This is a genomic window from Oceanobacillus caeni (assembly GCF_042678465.1).
Lineage (GTDB): Bacteria > Bacillota > Bacilli > Bacillales > Amphibacillaceae > Oceanobacillus > Oceanobacillus caeni.
Genome location: NZ_JBHTKV010000042.1, coordinates 1 through 18657 on the forward strand (window position 1 = coordinate 1; position 18657 = coordinate 18657).

The window sequence follows — 18657 nt, forward strand, 5'->3', positions numbered from 1 at the left end:
GACGTGGAACAATCCATGAATGGTTGTTGTGCAAAAAAACTTAATCTTTTTGTGTCCAAAAACTTGACGTAGATCCATGATTTTATTTTTTAAAGTAATTAATTAAGATTTAATTAAAGTTAATTGTTAGGTTAGCCAGAACTGGATAATGGTCACTAGGAAATTGATAGTTATTTCTATCTACAATTATTTCAATTGATTTTGTAGAAACATTCCCTTTAGCTAAAATCCAATCAAAGCGCTGATTCGGGCCTCCACCTGTTGGATCATAAAAGTGATTTACAGTTCCAAAATCTCCATTTATTTTATTGTCAGACTCACTCCATGTATCAACAAAATCTCCTTTATTGATAAAGATTTTAAATGGAAGACTATTTTTATATGAATTAAAATCTCCTGTTAACAAAATCGGAAGAGTAGTATTTAATTCGTTTATTTGTTCGATTATTAATTTGGCACTTTTTATTCTTGATTCTACAGAATGATGGTCAAAATGTGTATTGAAAACATAAAATTGTTGTTCTGATTCTTTATCAAATAATTTCACCCATGTTGCAATCCGAGGAATTTTATTCTCCCAATTTTTGCTTCCCGGTTCGTTTGGTGTATCTGACAGCCAAAAGTTTCCATGTTCAATAAGTGAAAAACGTATTTTATTGTAGAAAATAGCAGTATGTTCTCCATTGATACCTCCTTCTCGACCAACACCAACCCATTTGTAATTTGGCAAATGGGCTTTTAGATCATTCAACTGTTGATATACAGCCTCTTGGGTGCCAAATACATCAGGCTTATAATCTTCAATTAGTTGTGTAATAGTTGGGAGCCTCTCCTCCCAGGTATGTGGAGAAGCATCTCTATCATTGAGAAATCTGATGTTATATGTCATAACTTTCACTTCGGTTTCTGTTAATTGTTCTAATTTATTTACAAATAAAATACCCGTAATTATTATGATAACTGTAAAAAATAAAGCCGGGATTAATATTTTTTTTCGATTCATATTAGTCATTGATAAATCCTTTCTTATATAAAAGATATCTTTCGTTATATCAAAAATTTGAACATGTCAATTTTTTATGAAATAAAACTGTCTATAAACTGTAATTTAACTAACAAAATAATTACATTCTCAACTTTCGCACTGAGAAAAAACCAATTAGTTTAGGCCTATCAAGAGCTTGTGGTTGGTGTAATATATTCCTTGACATAATAGTTTAAAATGAAAAAACACCTCAACTTTTGGTATAGTTGATTTGACTAGAATCACAACCAAAATAGAAGAGGTGTCTCCTACTATGATAGCGAATAATGAGCCAAATAAGCAACTACCAAATGAAATAAAATCAACATTTAAAGAATTAGGCGTATTAAAACACTTACGTAACGCTGGTATTACGAAGTCTTTTGGTTTTTCCTGTGCCCACATTTTTCAATTAATCTTTTGTTTGATTTTTGAAAACAAAAACTGGTTCCGGATGCTTGAAAGCAGGAAATCCACAGACGTTCCAGCCAAGGATACTATTTATCGCTTTTTGAACCAGTCCACGTTCAATTGGCGTCGTTTCCTGCTTTCACTGGCTGCATACACAATTGGAAAGGTATCAAATCTGACACGCCATGGCCGTCCAAAGGTACTCATTTTAGATGATTCATCTTATGATCGAAACCGAAGCAAAAATGTTGAGCTTCTGGCTCGCTGCTTTGATCACGCTTCACAGAAAATGCGCTACTATAAAGGCTTTCGTATGTTGACATTGGGCTGGTCTGATGGTGCAACATTCTTACCTGTGGACTTTTCATTATTAAGCTCGAAAAAGAGTCGGATCAACGATATATCGCAAAAAGTTGATAAACGTAGCTCTGGTTATAAGCGCCGGAAAGAGGCTTTACAAACAGCACCGGAACAAATTCCTGGTATGCTTGCACGGGCGATGAAATCCGGAATTGATGCCTCTTATGTGTTAATGGATTCATGGTTTACACAGCAACCTCTCATCAAAGAAATTACGGAGCAAGGCCTTGACGTGATAGGCATGGTTAAAAAATTAAAGCAACGGTATCTCGTAGATGGAGAACGTGTTGGCTTGGATCAATTATATCGTTTAGCTACACCGACAGATGGAAAGAAAGGTATTTTACGATCCATCCAGACCACACAATCGAATGGTGTTCCAGTTAAAATTGTGTTTGTGCGCAATCGAAATAAGAAAAGCGATTGGCTAGCTATCTTGAGTACAGATTGTACACTGAGCGATGCAGAAATTATTCGTATTTACGGGATGCGCTGGGATATTGAAGTTTTCTTCAAAACAACCAAATCCCTTTTAAAACTTCAAAAAGAATTTCAAAGTCGCTCGTATGATGCGCTTATTTGTCATACAACCATTGTCTTCACAAGATATATTGTGCTTGCCTGGCAAAATCGCTGCAATACAGATGATCGGACCCTAGGTGGTATCTTCTATGAATTATGTGATGAAATAAATGAACTCGATTGGGCTGTAGCATTACAGCAATTAATCGAGCTTCTTGAAGATACCCTAAAACACACTAACAAAAGAGTACAAAAATTAATTAAAAGTCAACTACAACAATGGATTGCGGGTTTGCCTAACTATATCAAGGTATACTTGCCTATTTAAGGCTGCGAAAGTTGAGTTACATTTAATTTAAATCATAAATAAGCATTAATTTCTAAAATAGATTCTACCTTAAACTTTAAATATAAACTCCATTATAATACAATACAAAATGACATTATTCTGGCTTCAAAGTTTTTTATATCTGGAATGTATTCATCATTTAACTTCAATAAATATTCTTGTATTATGAAATAATATATGAAACACAAAAGTTCCCATTTGACTATGCAACGATTGATATAACTTAACCACGTTACTCAATCACCCACCCGACAAGGAGGACAAAGGTCAATGAGACTATTTATAATAAACAAGGATTAAAAGAAGTCAATTCGCAAAACAAATCTGTGATACTAATTTAGAAAAAAGTAATAATTGTTCCTATCAATGTTTCAAAATCCCTCTTAAATCAATGATTATAAATATACAATTACTCTTTGCTGAATTAATTGAATCTGCAGGATCTTTTAGGCCAGTCAAACTGATATGAAAGTTATTATATGATAATATTGAAGGTACTAAGGGTACTTTTCAAACAGATAAGGTATTCAGTATGCGTCAAGTTTTTCTCGGTGTGTCTTCCACACCAATATTTCCGGCACTCTATTTTTGTACACTTTTTCGGCTACCGCGCGACCCTCGTCGCTTGCTGCGCCCAATTTTTAGGTAACGTTCTAAAAACCAAGAACCTTACCTAAAAATCTGGGTGTTATCTAAAACTTTTTATTAACTGTCCAATAGCTGATGAATGAGCTGTATTTAGGCTTATTGCGCCTTGTTTTACTCCAATGGATGGCTGGGTTTCCTGGCGTAAAAATTCAGTCATACGGACCACTTTTTTCACGTCTCGTTGTTTTCTTACACTTCGCCTTTGGTCTTTCAAATATACGGATCGTAATGTGTTATTTAGAATTCCTTGTTTGATCTTCACCATTGCCTCACTACCTTCTGAACTCCAATGCATTCCACGCTTTTTCATTCGGAAGGAAATATGTCGTTGGTTGGATTCCATTGCACCCATGCCCCTTGCGTCTTTTGGTGGATTCGCAACTTTTTCTCTCCAATCAAAAATCCGATCCCAATTGCCGCCAATATATCTACGAAAATCCTCGGCCTTTTCTAACTGCTTATCCGTTTCTAAAGTACTCTCCAATGTATCCATCCAACGTATGAAATCATCCAGTTTGTGCTCTTTGATTGCCTTTTGTACACCTTCTTTAAACTCGCTCTTTTTAGCTCCAAAAGTTCGATTCAATGCTTTGGAAATATGAAAGGAATCCAATTGATTTAAAACAGGGTAACTAGACTGTGAGAAAGCCTCTTGAAAACGTTCTGCCGTATAACCGGGACCACCATCACTATTGGTGACAACTTGCGTATTTTCTAAGGAATAACGATTAGCCGTATACGCTTGGACTTCATCCCAAAAATCATTCGTTGGTTTAGTTGTCATGATGACCTGTGGATTTCTTAGGGAAATACGCTTTCCGTTTTTACTCCAACCTTCATGAATGATCGCATGATGTACTTCATGACTTGTTTTTTCCTTAGTCCCACGCACAAATACACCATCTGCCTCGGCAAATAAAAATTCCAATTCTTTCCCCTTTGGTAAATAGGCAGCTTCCTCTAATTCAGCTAACAATTCTTCATCAGCTCTGGCTTGTGCCTTTCCTACACGTTTCACAATACTTCCCACTGTCGTATGACTAAGACTCACGGCAGTCCATTCACTTAATACCCGTGCAGCTTCCCGATACGTACTTTCACTAGCTAACTCAGCTACTTTTACTTCAACCAATGGGCTATGTCGTTGATATTTCCTAAATCCAATCCACTCATCAAAAGGATAATGCGCCTTCCCGTTCGCATCGTGCATTAAGGTATGAGTAAAACAAACCGCCCCAAAGATAAACTGAATCGTCTTTTCATCTTCTCGTTCCACCGTCCAACCTTTACTTTGCATTCTTCTTTTAATCGTTTGATTAAGCTGTGTAAAAACCCTCCCCATTAGTGTAGTGAGGAGTTCATATATACTAATTTGAACTTGTTCTTCAAACTCAATTAAGTCATTTGCACCCTTTAATAATTCGCTAATTTTTGATATAATTGTATTCATGAAAAGGCCTCTTTCAAATGTATTTGCCGGTCAGCATACATTTATGATAGAGCGCCTTTTCTTTTTTTTCTAGAATTTTGTTTCAAATCCCCGAGAACTATTTTACACATAGAGGTATTCATAGGCATTAAGGCAATTGGTCATTATTATAAAATTTGAAAAAGGTATTTGACATTGTATACTATTACACAAATTATACTATAAAGATCTTTCTTTATAACTAATAAAGACCTAACCATTTTAAGTTGCATTTATGTAATAATGAATTCTGTTGCGGGTATCTAAATTCCCTTCGCGAATAACGAAATTTGATAACATGCTCAGTTTCACAGAATATTACCTACACATACTATCACTAGAACGGAAATTCTTAACAAAATATATCGGTAAATGTCACTCATATACTTTAGAGCAAACTTGCCTAAAAAATAAATTAAAATGGGCGGGAAGTTTTGCGGAAAGAGCATTGGAGATATAGCTGACGAATATATTCGATTATATTATAAATCAACGTGCTTAAGGAGGTAAAGAGGTATCAAGAGCCCATCGAATATGAAAAGGGCAATCAAGCTTGTATCTAATAATGTAGCCAATCACGAAATAAAAGATAGGCTTAAGGATAAAAAAAGAAATAAAGGAATTTTAGCAAAAACAAGGGTTAATAAATTAAAAAGTCAATACAGTGAGTAAGAGTAAAGATAAGTATTACGTTTATAATAAATAATAGGATGTACTTAACCCTATTATTTATTATTTTTTTACGGTATAATGTACAAATGTATGGAATATTATGAAGTAATTTGTTGAAAGGGAAAATATATGAAAGCTGCTATTACTGTTATTAAAGAACAAATCATTCATTTTTATTTAATAAGAAGATTATCCTTATATGAATTAAAAAGTAAAAATAAAAATAATTACTTGGGAATGTTATGGGAAGTATTAAACCCAGCTATACAAATCCTAATATATTGGTTTGTATTTGGAACCTTGTTAAGTCGTGCCCCGGTCGAAGTAGATGGAAGGGATATTCCGTTTATATACTGGCTCATGGCTGGATTCTTTCTGTGGATGTTCTTTCATCAGTCTACTATTCAAGGATCTAAATCGATTTACTCTAGGCTAAAAATGCTCTCGAAAATGAATTTTCCTATGAGTATCATACCTAGTTATGTTATATTCTCGCAGTTCTATGTTCATGTAGTAATGCTCACGTTATCCATTATTATTTTTCAATTTGCAGGTTATTATATAAATATATATTATACTCAGATTTTATATTATATCTTTGCAGCGACTAGTTTGATTTTTGCTATTTCACTTATCACGTCAACATTATCGACGATCATTCGTGATGTTCATTTGTTACTTAACTCCTTATTAAGAATGATGTTATATATTTCTGGGGTTTTATGGCCGTTATCGATATTAAAGGAATACCCACCGATCATTTTAACTGTTATGAAATTAAATCCTTTATATTATCTAATGGAAGGTTATCGCACCTCATTTTTTGGTTCGGAATGGTATTTTATTGTACACTGGCAATATACGCTCTACTTCTGGGCAGTTGTCATTGTTCTATTCCTATTTGGAGCAACATTACACGTTAAATTTAGAAGACATTTTATTGACTACTTGTAAAGGCTTGTGAAAGTTATGGAAAAGGCAATAATTGTTAGTAATGTGACAAAAAGGTATAAATTATATAAAGGGATAAAAGATCGTTTATTAGATTTAATAACTCCAAAAAGTCATGGAGAAGATTTCTATGCTCTTGCAGATGTTAATTTTGAAGCGGAAAAAGGAGATATTATTGGGTTCATTGGGATAAATGGATCTGGTAAGTCCACTTTATCAAATATTATTGCGGGGATTGTTCCTGAAACATCAGGTAGTGTGCAGGTAAATGGACAATCGGCGTTAATTGCTGTTTCGGCTGGGCTCAAAAACGATTTGTCTGGTAGAGATAATATCGAATTGAAGCTTCTCATGCTTGGTTTTAATAAAAAACAAATTAAAGAATTAGAACCTGCAATCATTGAGTTTGCGGAATTAGAAAAATTCATTGATCAGCCTGTTAAGTCTTATTCCAGTGGGATGAAGTCTCGTTTAGGTTTTGCGATTTCAGTTAATGTTGATCCCGATATTTTAATCATCGATGAAGCACTATCAGTAGGGGATAAAGCCTTTGCGGAGAAGAGCTTGAATAAGATGAAGGAATTTAAGCAAAAAGGGAAGACGATGATTTTCGTTAGTCATTCACTTGGACAAATGAAGGAGTTCTGTGAAAAGATATTATGGCTTGAATATGGAATGGTGAAAGATTTTGGAACAGTAGAGGAAGTTATTCCGAAATATGAGGAATTTTTAAATCAATGGAAGAAAATGAGTAATCAAGAGAGAAAAGAGTATCGTGAAAAAGGAATAGAGCGTCAGAAAGAAGTACTATTTCAAAAAAACTAAGACGTACTAAAAAAGAAACTTGCCGTATAAGACAAGTTTCCTTTTTTTAATATGTTGTTTCACCACTTGTAGTTTGTGTTTCCGTAAGGGTTGAATCATTAGCTATATCTAGATGAGCTTGTAATGTATGCTTTGTTTCATTAAGACCAAGTTCGTCTAACTTATAGTAATACGTTCCGCTAGGCTGATAATCGGTACCTTTTAAAGTTAATGTTTCAATGTCTAATGATTTACCTGAAGTTCCGTATGTGATGAAACTCTTCATTTCACCAAACTTCATGTTTGTTGTTAGGTTTCCTCCTACAGCTTCGATGACATCATCGATATTCATGATACCGTGTACAGAGGCACCTTTAGCGATAATTGCTTTCATAATTTCTTGTTGACGTTCACCGCGCATGATATCATTATCTTTTTTACGAGTACGAGCTAATGCAAGAGCTTCCTCGCCGTCTAAGTGTTGTTTTCCTGGTAATAGGTGAATCGCACCTGCTTTGTCTTTAGAGTTTTGTTCTTTTAACTCATATGGAACATCCACTGTAATTCCGCCAACTGCATCTACAACATCAATAAACGCATCGAAGTTTACTTTTACATAGTAGTCAATCGGAATATCTAAAAGGTTCTCGACGGTATTAATGGTTCCTCTTGTACCGCCAAAAGCATGCGCATGGTTAATTTTTGTTTCATATCCCACTTCTGGAATGTAAACTAGAGAATCACGTGGTATACTTAAAAGTTTAATGCTATTTTCTTTTTTGTTTAAGGTAGCGACCATTAACGTGTCTGTTCTAGAATTCTTAGATTCCCCACGTTTTTCACTGGAATCGATACCCATGATAAGGACCGAAACATTGTCCTTCGTTGGATCGACCGGAATTTCTCTTAAATCTGATTTTTCTCTTCCATCATCTTCATATGCACTGGAGAATATGGAATCCGCTTTTATATATAAATAAGATGCGTATAAAAATATACCTAAAAATACAATGACAATTGGTAATAATATATATATACGTTTACGAATTCTGCGTTTTTTCTTACGCCTTACGATCCGTGTTGGTTCGTTTAATTGTCGTTTAGACATTAATTTTAATCCCCTTTAAAAAATTTAATAGGATAAAAGATAAAAAACCTAAACTTTATTTTACTATGAATCTATTTTTTCGTAAATGATTAATTGTGTAAACTTTGTCGAATCATGGAAGATTTGATAAAAGATTGGAACATATTCTGAATATATTTTTGCTATTCATTATTCATTATGTAACAATATAATGAAGTATATGAAGTTTATTTAAATTTATATTTAATCATATTGCTTAGATTTCATAATATACATACACTTGGCATGTAAGATTGAAAAACTTTCTAGGCTCTCGCCACCACTTGTAGCGATAGCCGGGTTTTCTAATTCTAAATAATAAAAAATTTGGAGTGAATTCATTGAAGCAATTAATTAAAGTCATGACTGTGTTTGGAACGAGGCCTGAAGCAATCAAAATGGCGCCACTTGTTCTAGAATTACAAAAACGGTCATCTGAATTTGAATCTATTGTAACAGTAACTGCACAACATCGTGAAATGTTAGATCAAGTATTAGAGATATTTGACATTACCCCTGACTATGATTTAAATATTATGAAAAAACAACAAACCTTGGCACAAATTACCACACGTGCTTTAGAGGGATTGGACGAGGTAATGAAAGAGACGCAACCAGACATTGTGCTTGTCCACGGAGATACAAGTACAACGTTTGTTGCATCCATTGCAGCTTTTTATAATCAAATTGCAGTTGGTCATGTGGAAGCGGGACTTCGTACATGGAATAAGTATTCACCTTATCCGGAGGAAATGAATCGTCAATTAACGGGTGTGATTGCTGATTTGCATTTTGCACCTACCGAAAAGTCGAAGCAGAACCTTTTAAATGAGAATAAAAAGGAAGAAACGATTTTTGTCACTGGAAATACGGCTATTGATGCATTGAAGACTACGGTAGATGAATGTTATACAAGTGAAGTTTTGGATAGTCTTGGTGATGACCGCTTAGTATTGGTTACGGCTCATCGAAGAGAAAACCTTGGGAAAAATATGAACCAAATGTTTCGTGCGATTAAACGATTGGTAGAGGCGCATGATGATGTGCAGGTTATTTATCCAGTACATTTGAATCCCGTTGTTCAAAATACTGCAAAAGAGATTTTAGGGAATGATGATCGTATTAAATTAATTGAACCTCTTGGTGTTGTTGACTTTCATAACTTTGCTGCACGTGCTCATTTAATTTTAACGGATTCTGGTGGAGTGCAAGAAGAGGCACCATCCTTAGGGGTTCCCGTGCTTGTTTTACGTGATACGACAGAACGCCCAGAAGGAATTGAAGCTGGGACGTTGAAACTGGCTGGAACCGATGAGGATACGATCTTTGATTTGGCTAATGAGTTGTTAAGTGACGAGTCCGCTTATAATAAGATGGCAAGAGCGTCGAATCCTTATGGGGATGGGGAAGCTTCTAAGAGGATTGCAGATGCAATTATAGCGTACATGAAAAGGAAATAGGTGAATATAATGCGAGTGAGGAGGAGCCTTCACTCGTATTTTAATAAAGGCTTGGAAGAGGAATAAACTAAACCCATGGGATGATGTATTAGCCAGATGGTTATTAATGCTTGTTATGGTCGATCGACGTAATGAAAAAGTTTATGGTGATATTTATCAAGAATTGGAGGGAATAGCCATGAAAGATGCTTTTCAAGGTTGGGAGGAGTTAAGTATGACACAAGAAGAATATCTTGCTTATGAGTCGCGTCTGAAGCGTATTATGGATGACGAATCTTCCAGGATGGAAGCGGAGATTAGGGAGAAGAAAGCTGTAAAAGATAATAAAAAGTCCATTGCACGTAAACTTCTAGCGAAAGGCATGGAACCAAAAGAGGTTGGAGAAGTAACTGAATTGCCGATGGAAAAAGTTCTGGAGCTAAAGGAAGAAATGAGACTGTAAGGGAATTAAAACGAGATAGCTTCTCACCTAGGTTGAGGAGCTTATTTGTTAAGGCTAAGTAGGGTAAGATTAAAGATGATATTTACCAACAATTGGTGGGAATATTCTTCGTTGGCTTCATCATCTAGTCCCCGTGGTAAAAAAAGAAATAAATAAAAAAAATAATCCACCCGTCTCCATTATCTAAAAGGGGTGGATTATTGACTTTGGCCTCACAGAGACCATACCACTACGGATATCACTTTTTTATTTGTATACTTTTATTATACAAAAGTATACAAATTTAATCAAACATAGAGAGGTTGTTGTTTAAATAGATAAATTAAGTAATAGACTGTCGAACTATGACTATATTTGACGCATTTACTTCATCGGAATAGTTTAGAATTTGCCTGCTCATAGGGGATAGAGGCAAATAAGGTAGGTTAAACAAACGTTTGATATATTGGAATTCGCATTGTTGACTCATAATTGTGAGGGGAGAATTAGCAATCCAGTACCGAAAGTCGGCACTTGTCTACGTTAATCCGTTAATCACTATCCAAATCCGTTACACTTCTATGTTTTTTCATTAATCATGCTCATGAGTGCGCTGGACCTATCCCTGTTGTTTACAATAGAAAAAGCCGCATGAAATCAGAATTTAAAATTTGATTTCATGCGGCTTTTTCATTTTAAATGTGTTCCATCATGGCTTCTTTCCGTGTTTATTCTTCTGAACTTTCCTCAGGGTTTTCTTCGGGTTCGTCATCTTTTGGTGTTTCTGTTTCACCTTTTTCTGTTTTTTCATTATCGTTTCCTGGCGATGGCTTGGTTTCTTCGTTATTCTGTTCATTTTCCTCTGGCTTTTGTTCCGGTTTATCCTCTGGTTTCGGTTTTGGATCAGGATCTTCCACTGGTTTGGATTCTTCTTTTTTTTGTTTCTCTTTTTCTACTGGTTTACTTTCCTCTTTTTTCGCAGGATTTGAATCGTTATTTGTATTCGGTTCATTTGTAGGTGATTTAGAATTACTATTTGAATTAGATCTAGAATTTGAACCATGGCTTGGTGAATTCTTATGCTCATTTGTTCCGGTACTTTGATCAGCCCCTTCCTCATTCGTAGTGCCACTATCACTACTATCTGGGCTAGTGGAGTCGTCTACTCTTACAAACACGGCCTGTATATTCTTGTTTCCATTCATCGCTACCTGGATTCTTGCGTCACTTCCGCTAACTGACCCTTCCCAATGGCTAAATTGCCATCCTGATTTAGGCTGGGCGAATAAGGAAATAGATTCTCCTTGGGTAAATTGGCTTTCTAAGGTGTCGCGGATGATATTTCCCTCACCAGAAATAGAAAGATTTAATGTAGCTTGTTTCACTGGTTCAAACACTGCAACGACAGAAATACTTGAATCCAATGTTAACTCCAATGGATTAGTAGTATCTGTAACATCACCTTCCCATCTGACAAACTCGTAGCCGGCTTTTGGTTCTGCTTCTAACGTTATTTCCGTTCCGGCTGGGTAACTTGTTTTATTTGGTAAGATGGATACCGTTCCTTCTCCTTGGACTTCTGTTTTAATAAACTTATTTTCCCCTTCTACGATGAAGTCAAGTTCTTTTTCCAAATCTTGATACGTTACAGTAAGGCTTGTAACACCTTCATCAATTGCTTTAGCTGTCATTTCTACTCCTTCTTTGTCGGATAACTCCATGATCTTATCGTCATTAGAAATCCACTCAGGGTTTATTTCCATTTCTTCTCCGTCGGCATCCACGCCAGTCACAGATAATTCGATTTCTTGATCGATGGATAGTGGGCCGAAATCTTCCGGTGTGAAGGTCATCTCTTCTACCACTTGTTCCTCAATATGTAATTCATCGTTCTTGGTAATCGAGCCAACCTTTGCGGAAATATCAATTGTGCCAAGTTCTTCTGCGTGGAACGTCATGACCGTCTCCGATACTTCTTCTAGAGAACCAGAATCCTCATTTTCTAATGTCCATTCTGCTTCAACTGGAAGGGTGGATCCATCGCTCTTTTTCCATTCCAGTACGATATTGCGGTTATGACCTTTTTGGACGTAGTGTCTGTCGGGAACAATATTTATATTGGATTCTAATTGATCAGCCAATTCGGTTAGTGCTTCATTATCGGTTGCTTCAATTCCATCTTCCAACGTTTGCATCACTTGAGGTAAATCATTCTTTCCTTCATAAGCAAGGGATATAAAATAGTAAAATTGCGGTTCTTTCGGTTTTATTTTGAGCCCTTCTTCTAATGTTCCAATTGCTTTGTCAAATTGCTCCAATCCCATATAAGCACTCGCAAGACCGACCCTTGCTTCAGTATGGGATGCATCTTCCTCTAGAACTTTTTTAAAAAACTGCCTACTTTTTTCATATTCTTCATTGTCCAAAGCTTCTTTAGCAATCCCTAGATATTCTGTTGGCGCATCCGATTGCGTAAGTTTCATTGTGAAAAAAGCAGCAATCCCAACGATCAAAATGATTACAACGAATAAAATGAACCTTTTCCTTTTTCTTCTCTTGTTCCTCATATATCTCATGAAAAATGACCCCTCTAATATATATAGTGGAGTTTAATATTATTATGCATAATTGAAATAATAGAAAACTTTCCACAACCATCTTAAGGTTGATTGAGAAGTTTTATTCTTTTATAAATATTAATTTAGTACTGAATTAAATCAATCCATCTTTTTTTAATAAATCGAATCAATCGGTACTCGTGCATCATTAAATTCCACACTATGCAAGGAGAAAGGTGACCTGTCTTCAAGGTTTATGATTTTAGCTGGTTCTGGAGAAGTGCAAGAAAAGCGTCATCTTTAAGATTTATCATTTTTTTTACGCTATACGACAGTGCGACCACAAGAAATTGAGGCTGAGAGGTTGAAACTGGGTGGAACGGGTGAGGACACTATTTTTAATTTAATATTAAAGTTTTTTTAAATGATGGGCCCATTCGTGAATGATTGATAATGTGATTTTGGGATGCTTTAAAAAAATAAATCGAAAAAGCGTAAGTTAATCTAACCCCCTATGTTGTACAACAAAAAGTCTAACTTAGGGGGATATTGGAATTTATGCTTTTTGATTTATATTTATTAAGGTATGAAAAGGTTATAAATAAAACCGGATAAAGAAATTGAAAAGGTGTATTTTTATCCTAGTATAGTAAATTAAAGCATTTACATTTCCTTTACATTATTTTCATTATCTTTACAAAACTACTATGTGCTACTATACTGGAACATAAGTGAACAATTTCGCATGTAGTTTTTTCTGTTGACCGATTAACTAGGATAATAACTAAGTCCTGTTCGTACAAATAATGTTTAGTTTTATCTATTAAAAATTAAAATTTCACTAATAAAAGGATTGAATTTAGTTATTTCCAAATATTGATAGTTTCAAAACGGTCCATACAAGATATTATAGTATTAGTTTGTTTATATAATTTTCATAGAAAATATAGGAGGACGAATATGAAAAAAGTAAAAAAGGCAATAATACCTGCAGCTGGTTTAGGTACAAGATTCTTACCTGCTACAAAAGCAATCCCGAAGGAAATGCTCCCTATAGTGGATAAACCTACTATTCAATATATAATAGAAGAGGCAGTTGCTTCAGGTATTGAGGATATCATTATTGTAACGGGAAAGGGTAAACGTGCTATAGAAGACCACTTTGACCAAGCCCCGGAGTTAGAAGAAAACCTTTTAAGTAAAAATAAATTAGACATATTTGATAAGGTTCGTTACTCCTCAGAATTAGCTAATATTCATTACATTAGACAAAAAGAACCAAAGGGATTGGGACATGCTGTATGGACTGCTCGTAAATTTATAGGAAATGAACCCTTTGCAGTTTTATTAGGTGATGATATTGTGCAAAGCGACATTCCATGTTTATCTCAACTAATCCAGCGTTTTGAGGAAACTCAATCATCCATAATTGGAGTGCAACAAGTTCCAGAAAGTGAAACGCATAGATATGGAATCATTGATCCATTAAAGAATAATGGAAGAAATTATCAGGTAAATAACTTTGTAGAAAAACCTAAAGAAGGTACTGCTCCTTCAAATCTTGCAATCATGGGTAGGTATGTGTTAACACCAGAAATTTTCCCTATTTTAGAATTCCAAGAACATGGGGCAGGCGGTGAAATACAACTAACTGATGCTATACAAAAATTGAATAAAAACCAAAAGGTTTATGCTTATGATTTTGAGGGAAAAAGATATGATGTTGGTGAAAAACTGGGCTTTGTTAAAACCACCATTGATTTTGCATTGCAACACGATGATCTAAGAAAAGAATTAATCAACTATATGGAAAAGGTTTTAGAAAGTGAAATATCCCATTCTATATAAATAATTTTCTTCTGACTATTAAACTACTTAACTAAAGATGAGATAAATAGAGAATAGAACTATCTTTCAGGTTAATGGGATAGTTCTATTCTTAATTTATTTAGTAATAAAAGTTATTTGATATTAGAATTGGAGGAATGTCTCTAAAAAGGAAGCATAATTAAGCAAAGTTTGATTAAGAATTAACTTTCTGATAGAATTTTTAAATGGTAAATTATAAAAATTCATTTATCAAATTAGCGCTTTGACTGCTTATATTGGAGAAATATGCAAATGACAAAGTCAGTAATCTTTAATAATGTAACAAAAAAGTATAAAATGTATCAAAATTCCTCAGAAAAGCTGAAGGATCTAGTTTTCCCAGACCGTTACGGGGAAGATTTTTATGCACTTCAGAATATTAGCTTTTCATGTGAAAAAGGAGACGTAGTAGGAATTATTGGTGTGAATGGATCTGGGAAATCAACGATGTCAAATCTTATCGCAGGTATTATTCCAGAAACATCGGGAACTATATTTATTAATGGTAAAGCATCATTAATCGCAATTGCATCCGGATTAAATAATCAATTAACCGGAAGAGAGAATATTGAATTAAAGATGTTAATGTTGGGATTTAATAAGGATGAAATCAAAGAACGAATCTCGGATATTATAGAATTTGCAGATATAGGTAAGTTTGTTGACCAACCTGTTAAAAAATATTCGAGTGGTATGAAGTCAAGATTAGGTTTTGCAATTTCAGTAAATGTAGATCCAGATATAATAGTAATTGATGAGGCATTGTCAGTAGGGGATAAAAACTTTGCGGATAAAAGCTTTAAGAAAATGAATGAATTTAAAGAAAAGGGCAAAACTATTTTCTTTGTAAGTCATTCCATTGGTCAGATTAAGAGATTTTGTGAAAAAATATTATGGTTAGAAGCTGGAGAAATAAGAGCCTATGGTTCCAAAGAGGAAATTATTCCTCAATACGAAAAGTTTTTAAAGGACTTCAAAGCTTTATCAAAAGAAGAACAAAAGAACTATAAACAATTAGTAATAGAGAGAAGGAGTAAATTAAGGGATAGCGGTATCCAGAATTCTGAAAGTGAGAAATTACCTCTTAGAAAATCCACTCGTAGTGTAAAAAAACGCAAGAAAAAGGTAATATTTAATATTATCGCAGTATCAATATTAATTCTATTATCAATAGGTATAGGATTCCTCTATAATCAAGGGTCAATTTCTAATTTTATTGGTAATGATGCGGAAAATAATAATGTTGAAGATAATAAAGTTCAGGGGATTAAAAAAGAAAGCGATAGTTTAGTAGTATCGGATAAGACGAAAGAAGAAGGCGATATTCGTTATATTGATGTTTCTTCCGCAAATATTCGCTCAGAACCTAATTTGAATAGTGAAATTGTAGGACTAGCTGAAATAGGAAAGAAGTTTAAAGTCATAGTTACCGAATATGATGAGTATAGTGATGTTGAATGGTTATACGTTTCAGACTTTCAAACTAATCAAGGTTGGATAAGTAGTAATTTAATGACAACTATTGATACAGAGTTAGATGATGTACAATTAGTAGATGAATTAGATGTGATATTAAATACTGATATAGATATATCAGAGGCGATTCAAATGGTGGAAAATCAAAATATAAATCCAGATACGGATAATGGAATTTATGAAGATGAAGAGTTGAGAGGGTTAATTGTAGAGATAGAGGATTCTTCTGTATACGATTTAATTAATAAGGTGGGAAACCCCCAATTATTTGATGCAAATATAATATTATACCATGGGGAATTATTCGATTATAAGTTTTCTTTTTTAGATAATGGACAATTAGAGCAAGTTTCGGTAATAAAATGGAATTAATGATATTGTAATAGAAATTCGTGAAGAAAACTAAAATAAGTATATTTGGCAGTTTCTAAACATTTTACAATTGCATGAGGGTTCACCCCGCGATAGGATACATATCACTAGTAGTATTGAAAGCAATACAAACGGGCTCAAAGTGTCTATCTTATTCAAGGAGGATTAGATTATCTAAAATTAACTTTAAGTCTCTATAGACGCTATTCATTTTTTTAGTTTAGTTTTGATTTGTCGTGGTTTTAACACGGATTTTGGAGGTGTCAAGGTGTATTTGGCAAGTGTAAAATGTATGAAACGGCAGCCCTTTTTGTAAACCACTTGCCAACCTCTAATTTTTCATCATCATAGACTCTTTCATTCGTTTACTTTCACCCCCAAACAGAATGAGGTGGGAGTGGTGGATTAGGCGATCCACTACGGCTTCCGTTAGAATTGGATCGCCAAAGACATGGTTCCACTGTCCGAATTGAAGATTGGTAGTAATGATAATGCTCCGTTTTTCATAACACATAGATATCACTTGAAACAGTAGTTCTGCACCTTGCTTATGCAATGGAATATAGCCTAGCTCATCTAATATTAATAGATCAAGCTTATCTATTCTGTTAAACAGCCTGGTCAACGTACCTTTTTCATTCGCTTCCAACAGCTCATTTGCCAATGAAGCAACGGTATAGAACTTCACTCGCTTGCCATACTTCTGTATGGCATTGATTCCTATGAGCGTAGAGAGGTAGGTTTTACCTGCACCTACTCCACCATAAAAAATCATATTTTCCTTTGCCTCGATAAATTCTCCTTCTAATACCGATTCTTGACTTAACCCCTGACCCAATTGAATATCTGTCCAATCAAAAGGATTGCCAGACACGTTCGGCAGCGTTGCCGTTTTGAATAATAGGTTTATCTTACGCTCCTCACGCTGTTCCACTTCCTTTTCAAAAAGTGTTAATAAGTATTGTTGAGGATCTTCTATGTTCACCGTATGGAAATTCTCACGAATCCAGCTGAGTTTTAATCGCTTTGCGTACTCCTGAATCATTTCATGCATTATGCCTGCCTCCTTTCAGAGGAAAAGAAGACATCATATTTCTTAATCCCTCGCTCAGCGACTGGCATGACTGGGATGCTAGGCTTCATCTCCAACGTATCACGATAACCTCGCCCGTGAATAAGTTGATGGAAAACCTGTTTGATTGATTCGGAAGATGGATGGCTCCTTTTAGAAGCTATCTCCAACGCTTCTGTTGCCTTTTCTAAACTATGTTCTTTCAGTAATGTTGATAATAGTTTGAGAGCTTCTTTCTTCTCCTCAACGGTGCATTCATTCAAATAGCTTCGCCAGCGTTCCGGTAATTGGCCATAGAACGTCGTATATTTCAAAGCTGTTGGCCTTGTGGCCATAAGAGATAGGTAGGGTTGCCATACCATTGATTTTGATGCATTTCCGTAGATTCGGTTATGTCTTACAATTTTTTCGTATCTATCCGAAAGGATAGTAACTTGATCATATGTGATTGCCACCAAGACTTTTTGTTTTGCGTAACGTGGGGAAGTGGAGTATTTTTTTGTATCCACTTGGACAAACCCATATTTATCAGCTTTCAAAGTTTCATAGCGTACACAACTATACTCCTTGGCCGGTAAGTGTAAAAATGCATGCTTATCTTCTTCGAACAATTTACTGATTTCTTCCTTTTTCTCATAATGTTGGCGATGACGATCTTTTTCAGCTTCTCCCCACAACTTGGTATTGAATTCGTCTAATTGAAATACTCTTCGTTCTGGTAAAAAGAAATTATTACGAACATACTTAACCATTGCTTCCACATGACCTTTTTCATTCCCTGAACCTGGATTACAAAATTCATATTCGAAACCGTAGTGTAAGACAAACCTTTCAAATCCCTCCGTCAGTTCACGTCTTCCATGAGGAAGAATCTTTTTCACCGCAGGTGATAAGTTATCAAAACGAACTCTTCTAGGTACTCCCCCAAGGTGATGAAAGAATCGTTTCATGCCTTCCAAGAAACAGTCTTGATTCTGGGACTCAAACACCTGAACCAGAAATGCATTACTGTACGGGTGTAACTGCTAAACTAGACTCAACAGTTTTCCACAAATAAAAGTAAACGGTTTTCTCCAAATAAGACTAAACAGTTT

At 34.9% G+C, this 18657-nt stretch carries 13 protein-coding genes; 7 read left to right on the top strand and 6 right to left on the bottom strand.

The features are described 5' to 3' along the window. Nucleotides 1-109: 109 nt before the first annotated feature. Nucleotides 110-1012 (bottom strand): endonuclease/exonuclease/phosphatase family protein, encoded by a 903-nt coding sequence (locus tag ACFQ18_RS17130; RefSeq protein WP_204798835.1) that lies wholly within the window; start codon nt 1010-1012, stop codon nt 110-112. Nucleotides 1013-1298: 286 nt separating this feature from the next. Between ACFQ18_RS17130 and ACFQ18_RS17135 the strand changes: the two genes are divergently transcribed. Next, entirely contained in the window at nt 1299-2645 is a 1347-nt protein-coding gene (locus ACFQ18_RS17135; protein ID WP_060667546.1) for an IS4 family transposase, read from the top strand. 709 nt (nt 2646-3354) lie between these two features. Here ACFQ18_RS17135 and ACFQ18_RS17140 read toward each other — a convergent pair. Then, nucleotides 3355-4764: an ISLre2 family transposase gene (locus tag ACFQ18_RS17140; RefSeq protein WP_379566821.1), complete on the bottom strand. Its 1410-nt coding sequence runs from the start codon at nt 4762-4764 to the stop codon at nt 3355-3357. An 819-nt stretch (nt 4765-5583) separates the two neighbouring features. On the opposite strand from ACFQ18_RS17140, the gene ACFQ18_RS17145 reads away from it, so the two are divergent. Next, nucleotides 5584-6408 carry an ABC transporter permease gene (locus ACFQ18_RS17145; protein WP_204798765.1) on the top strand — a complete coding sequence of 275 codons (825 nt, stop codon included), beginning with the start codon at nt 5584-5586 and terminating at the stop codon, nt 6406-6408. 15 nt (nt 6409-6423) lie between these two features. After that, on the top strand, nt 6424-7230 hold the full coding sequence (gene tagH, locus ACFQ18_RS17150; RefSeq protein ID WP_204798764.1) for a teichoic acids export ABC transporter ATP-binding subunit TagH: 807 nt from the start codon (nt 6424-6426) through the stop codon (nt 7228-7230). Between the two features lie 46 nt (nt 7231-7276). On the opposite strand, the gene ACFQ18_RS17155 is transcribed toward tagH (ACFQ18_RS17150), so the two are convergent. Beyond that, complete coding sequence (locus ACFQ18_RS17155) at nt 7277-8317, bottom strand: LCP family protein (RefSeq protein WP_204798763.1); 1041 nt, start codon at nt 8315-8317, stop codon at nt 7277-7279. Between the two features lie 359 nt (nt 8318-8676). Between ACFQ18_RS17155 and wecB the strand changes: the two genes are divergently transcribed. Continuing rightward, complete coding sequence (wecB, locus tag ACFQ18_RS17160; RefSeq protein ID WP_379566823.1) at nt 8677-9795, top strand: non-hydrolyzing UDP-N-acetylglucosamine 2-epimerase; 1119 nt, start codon at nt 8677-8679, stop codon at nt 9793-9795. A 106-nt stretch (nt 9796-9901) separates the two neighbouring features. Then, complete coding sequence (locus ACFQ18_RS17165; protein ID WP_204798762.1) at nt 9902-10237, top strand: hypothetical protein; 336 nt, start codon at nt 9902-9904, stop codon at nt 10235-10237. 707 nt (nt 10238-10944) lie between these two features. Here the strand turns inward: ACFQ18_RS17165 and ACFQ18_RS17170 are convergent. Then, entirely contained in the window at nt 10945-12792 is a 1848-nt protein-coding gene (locus ACFQ18_RS17170; RefSeq protein ID WP_204798761.1) for an InlB B-repeat-containing protein, read from the bottom strand. Nucleotides 12793-13734: 942 nt separating this feature from the next. Between ACFQ18_RS17170 and galU the strand changes: the two genes are divergently transcribed. After that, a complete protein-coding gene (galU, locus tag ACFQ18_RS17175) occupies nt 13735-14622 on the top strand; it encodes a UTP--glucose-1-phosphate uridylyltransferase GalU (RefSeq protein ID WP_204798760.1) in 888 nt (295 codons plus the stop codon). 273 nt (nt 14623-14895) lie between these two features. Beyond that, nucleotides 14896-16491 carry a teichoic acids export ABC transporter ATP-binding subunit TagH gene (gene tagH / locus ACFQ18_RS17180; RefSeq protein ID WP_204798759.1) on the top strand — a complete coding sequence of 532 codons (1596 nt, stop codon included), beginning with the start codon at nt 14896-14898 and terminating at the stop codon, nt 16489-16491. A gap of 331 nt (nt 16492-16822) precedes the next feature. Here the strand turns inward: tagH (ACFQ18_RS17180) and istB are convergent, their stop codons facing one another. Both istB and ACFQ18_RS17190 read right to left on the bottom strand, forming a co-directional pair. Next, entirely contained in the window at nt 16823-17545 is a 723-nt protein-coding gene (istB, locus tag ACFQ18_RS17185) for an IS21-like element helper ATPase IstB (RefSeq protein WP_156857187.1), read from the bottom strand. Then, the gene (locus tag ACFQ18_RS17190) at nt 17545-18513 is read right to left on the bottom strand and encodes a Mu transposase domain-containing protein (protein WP_379566826.1); all 969 of its coding nucleotides are present in this window, start codon (nt 18511-18513) and stop codon (nt 17545-17547) included. The genes istB and ACFQ18_RS17190 overlap by 1 nt, the downstream gene beginning before the upstream one ends. Nucleotides 18514-18657: the final 144 nt, after the last annotated feature.